The sequence below is a fragment of the Aeromicrobium sp. PFPM2_SD2 genome, assembly GCF_057364525.1.
Genome location: NZ_JBNFNZ010000206.1, coordinates 1 through 4,235, shown reverse-complemented (window position 1 = coordinate 4,235; position 4,235 = coordinate 1). Strand labels below are relative to the sequence as shown.

The window sequence follows — 4,235 nt, the reverse complement described above, 5'->3', positions numbered from 1 at the left end:
CGCCGGCCGACCTGCTCGACGACCCGGCCAGCGTCACCGCCCCGTACCTGCGCCGCGCGCTCGATCGTCCGGAGGCCTGAAGGGCGTCCGGGTCGCCGTCGCCGTCGGCGTGCGTCAAGGTGGGTCGGGCGAGGGACCGCGGGTCGCAGGTCCTGCCGCCCTCGCCCACCGACGAACGAGGAGGCCGCCGTGAGCTCCGACCACGACCTGACGATGCGGGTCGGCGACGACCGGCTGGTGGTCGAGCGCCGCTACGAGACGTTGAGCATCGCCAACGACGTCCTGGTCGCGTCATGGTTCGTCGCCGGGAGCGTCCTGTTCTTCTGGGAGTCGACGTCCCGCCTCGCCACCTGGATGTTCCTGATGGGCAGCATCGAGTTCCTGGCCCGGCCCGCCCTGCGCCTGGCCCGGCGGGTGCACCTGCAGCGGCTCCCCGGACGTCGCGGCGCGGACGACGACTCCTACGACTTCTGACGAGCGGGACCACCGAGCAGCGACCGAGTGAGGAGACGACGTGGACGTTCCCGTGCTGGTGGTGTGCTTCGCGGCCGTGCTCGTGGTCGCCGTGCTGCTGTCCGAGCTGGCGAACCGCACGGTGCTCTCCACGACCGTGCTGTTCCTGGCCGCCGGGTTCCTGCTCGGACCCGGCGTCCTGAGCGTCCTGGACGTCCGGTCGGGCGACCCGGCCGTCTCCGTGCTGGCCGAGCTCGCCCTCTTCTCGGTGCTGTACAGCGACGGGATGCGCGTCGGCGTGAACGACCTGCGGCAGGCCTGGCGCCTGCCCGGTCGCGCCCTGCTGCTCGGCCTGCCGCTCACGCTCGTGGTCACCGCGGCGCTGGCGCACTGGGTGGCCGGGCTGCCGTGGCTGGAGTCGCTGCTGCTCGGCGCCGTGCTGTCACCCACCGACCCGGTGTTCGCGGCCGCGATCGTCGGACGCCGCGAGGTGCCGTCGCGGCTGCGTCGTCTCCTCAACGTCGAGTCGGGCCTGAACGACGGGCTGGCGCTGCCGATCGTCCTGGTCCTGCTCGCGTCCGCGGGCGGCAGCCAGACCGGAGGGTGGACCCTGGTGACCGAGCTCCTGCTCGGCGTGGTCGTCGGCGTCGCCGTCCCGTGGGTCGTGCTGCGACTGGAGCGCCTGCCGTTCCTCTCGGCCGTGACCGGCCTGCAGCCGCTGCTCCCCGCTGCCGTCGGCATGCTCGTCCTCGGGCTGTGCCTGACCACGCACGCCAACCTCTTCCTCGGCGCCTTCTCCGCCGGCGCCACGGTCGCGACGATGTCGGAGGAGTTCCGGCACGAGTTCGAGCAGCTCGGAGAGCTGGTCGCCGAGCAGCTCAAGCTGCTGGCGGTGCTGGTGTTCGCGGCGCTGATGACCCCCACGTTCCTGGTCGAGGAGATCGCGTGGACCGGCTGGGTCTTCGCCGTCCTGGCCCTCGTGGTCGCCCGGCCGGCGGCGTTGTCGGTGTCGTTCCTCGGCTCCGGGCTGGCGCGACGTGAGCAAGCGGCGGCCATGTGGTTCGGCCCGAAGGGCTTCGCCTCGGTCGTCTACGGCCTCATCGTCCTGGAGTCGGGCATCGACCGGGCCGACGAGCTGTTCCACCTGACGGCGCTGACCGTGAGCCTGTCGATCCTCGCGCACTCGTCGACGGACGTCGTCGTGGCGCGCCAGTTCACCGACGGCGACGTCCCGGACGCGGGGGGCCGGGCCGAGGACCGGCCGTGACCCGGCGGTAGAGCAGGCGGCCCGGCGAGGCCGTCAGTCCGTGCGCCACCGTGCTGGCGACGACGATCATGATCCCAACGCCCAGGACCTCGTCGGAGAGTCCGGTCCGCTCGGCCTCCAGGGTCAGGTAGAACACCGCCGAGACGCCCACGGGCCCGAACCAGCCGAGGTACACGGCGTCCGGCAGCCCGATGCGCAGCGGCCGGGTGAGCAGGAGCAGGACCGGAACCCGGCGCAGCAGCAGCACGGCGAGGGTCAGCGCGATCGCCGGCCACCCCAGCTCGCGCCACACCGACCACGGGATCGTCGCGCCGAGCAGGACGAACAGCGGCAGGACGGCGAACCGGTTCAGCGCCTCGTCGATCTCCAGGTCGCCGGCCCGCTCGCGCGCGGTGCTGGTCAGGTTGAAGACCAGGCCGGCCACGAACGCGGCCAGCACGCCGTCGAGGCGGAGGACCCCCGACACGCCCACGACGAAGAGGGCGAGCAGGACGGTGAACAGGAGCATGGGGCCGTGGGACGTGGCGCCCGCGCTCTCCCCGAGGCGCAGGGCCCGGCCGCCGAGCCATCCGGCGAGGGCACCCAGGGCGATCGCGCCCAGCACCTGCCAGAGCGCCTCGGCGACCATCTCCGCGCCGCTCGTCGGCCCCGCGACGGCGAGCGCCACCAGGACGAACGGCAGGGCCAGGCCGTCGTTCGCCCCGGACTCCAGGGACAGGACCTGCCGGTCCCTCTCGGGCAGGTCACGCTCGGCGGCCCGGCCCGTGACCACGCTGGACGCCAGCACGGGGTCGGTGGGGCAGATCGCCGTCCCCAGCAGCAGGGCCCCGCCGAGGGAGAGCCCGAGGAAGGCGGCGCCCAGGCCGGCCGACACCAGCGCCATGACCGGCATCGCGACCAGCAGCAGCACGGTCACCGGGCGCCACCGGCTGCGCACCGCCGCGAACGAGTAGCGGAGCGCCACACCCACGACCGAGACGGACAGGAGGACCCGCGTCGCCCCGTGGACGGTGGCATGGTCGTCGGTGATCGGCGGAACCGACAGCCAGCCCGTCACCTCCGGCCCGACCAGCACCCCGATGACCAGGGCGACCAGCGGCTCCGACACCGGCAGGCGCCGGAAACGGGCCGACAGCGCGGCCACCACCACACCGATGGCGCCGACGGCGACGAGCAGCACGTCCAGGTTCACGGCGATGCCCTGGTGGTCGTGCCGGTGCTCATCGCGCGTTCCTCAGGCGGTGGTCGGCCCGGTAGGCCTCGAGCACCGCGGGCACGTCGGACGCGTCGCCCAGGTAGGTGCGCCCGAGTCGCTCGGCGAGGCTCTCGACGGCTCCGAGCAGGACCCCGGCGGCGTGGCGCACCTCCGGCGCGCGGGAACGACGTCCGGCCTCGCCGAGCTCGCGCGCGTACGGCAGGTTCTCGGCCAGCGACATGGTCCGGTCCTGCTCGAGGAAGTAGTAGGACTCGGCGTACTGCAGGAGGTCCGCCTCGCACTGCACCACGCCGTCCGCGACCTCGTCCAGCAGCCGGCTGGCGATGCTGGCCTCGCCCTCGGCCGCGACCTCGGGCGCCTGCGCGGCGCTCAGCAGGCTCAGCCGTTTCGCGACCGCCCGGCGCCGGCCCAGCACGGGGTAGACCTGCAGGATCCAGGAGATCGCCGCGGTCAGCAGGACGAAGCCGAGCAGGGCCTCGAACGGGGCCAGCAGCCGCAGGGCGGGGTCGGCCGGGATGATGTCACCGAAGCCGAGCGTCGCCACGCCGACCAGCGAGAGGTACAGCGCGGCCACGACGTCCGAGGACTGCCCCGGTCGCAAGGACGAGCCGAAGTAGAAGCCCTGCGGCATGTGCGGCGCGTAGACCAGCGTCCACCCGACCACCACCAGGCCGGTCCAGACCAGCACGGCGCCGAGCAGCCCGACGGGGCCGGTGAGCGGTCGCACACGCTGCGGCAGCCCGTGCTTGCTGAGCCACCACACGAGCGCGAACACCGATCGCGCGATCCGCCCGAACCCGCCCGGGTGCCACAGCGTGTGGAAGATGTCCCACATCGCGACGAGCACGACGAGCAGTCCGGCTGTGCTGATGCCCCATCCCATCCCGACGAGGCTAGTGCCCCCGTGGCCGGGCGCCAGCCGGACGGCGCCGCCGTCCGCGGTGTCCCGTCCACGACCGGGCGGCGTCGCGCGGCGCACGGCACAATGGCGGCGTCGGGCCCGAACGGCGGGTCGAACGGACGGAGCGCGCATGAGCGAGCAGCAGGACGTGGACCTCATCGTCGTCGGTCTCGGGCCCGGGGGCGAGGCACTCGCCACCGGTGCCGCGAAGGCCGGCCTGGACGTCGTCGCGATCGACAAGCACCTGGTCGGTGGGGAGTGCCCGTACTACGGCTGCATCCCGACCAAGATGATGGTGCGCGCTGCCGAGCGCTGGCCGAGGCGTCCGCGCGGCACGCTCGCCGGCGACGTCACCGTCGTCCCGTCCTGGACCGCGGTCGCCCGGCGGGTCGTCGCAG

The 4,235-nt window shown here is 73.6% G+C and carries 5 protein-coding genes; 3 read left to right on the top strand and 2 right to left on the bottom strand.

Going from position 1 to position 4,235, the window contains the following annotated elements; all coding sequences use genetic code 11:
• Positions 1-189: 189 nt before the first annotated feature.
• Both AC2W7G_RS10330 and AC2W7G_RS10325 read left to right on the top strand, forming a co-directional pair.
• Entirely contained in the window at positions 190-474 is a 285-nt protein-coding gene (locus AC2W7G_RS10330; RefSeq protein ID WP_485868355.1) for a YrhK family protein, read from the top strand.
• Between the two features lie 40 nt (positions 475-514).
• On the top strand, positions 515-1,720 hold the full coding sequence (locus AC2W7G_RS10325; RefSeq protein WP_485868354.1) for a cation:proton antiporter domain-containing protein: 1,206 nt from the start codon (positions 515-517) through the stop codon (positions 1,718-1,720).
• Here AC2W7G_RS10325 and AC2W7G_RS10320 read toward each other — a convergent pair.
• Both AC2W7G_RS10320 and AC2W7G_RS10315 read right to left on the bottom strand, forming a co-directional pair.
• Positions 1,668-2,912 carry a cation:proton antiporter domain-containing protein gene (locus AC2W7G_RS10320; RefSeq protein ID WP_485868353.1) on the bottom strand — a complete coding sequence of 415 codons (1,245 nt, stop codon included), beginning with the start codon at positions 2,910-2,912 and terminating at the stop codon, positions 1,668-1,670. The two genes, AC2W7G_RS10325 and AC2W7G_RS10320, sit on opposite strands and share 53 nt — an antisense overlap.
• A 28-nt stretch (positions 2,913-2,940) precedes the next feature.
• On the bottom strand, positions 2,941-3,819 hold the full coding sequence (locus AC2W7G_RS10315; protein ID WP_485868352.1) for a potassium channel family protein: 879 nt from the start codon (positions 3,817-3,819) through the stop codon (positions 2,941-2,943).
• 148 nt (positions 3,820-3,967) lie between these two features.
• On the opposite strand from AC2W7G_RS10315, the gene AC2W7G_RS10310 reads away from it, so the two are divergent.
• The coding region (locus AC2W7G_RS10310) for an FAD-dependent oxidoreductase (RefSeq protein ID WP_485868351.1) at positions 3,968-4,235 on the top strand (268 nt) is incomplete at its 3' end.

Bases quoted from the DNA above. Each gene is read 5' to 3' on its own strand.
- AC2W7G_RS10315 (WP_485868352.1), bottom strand. From the start codon at position 3,819: ATGGGATGGGGCATCAGCACAGCCGGACTGCTCGTCGTGCTCGTCGCG.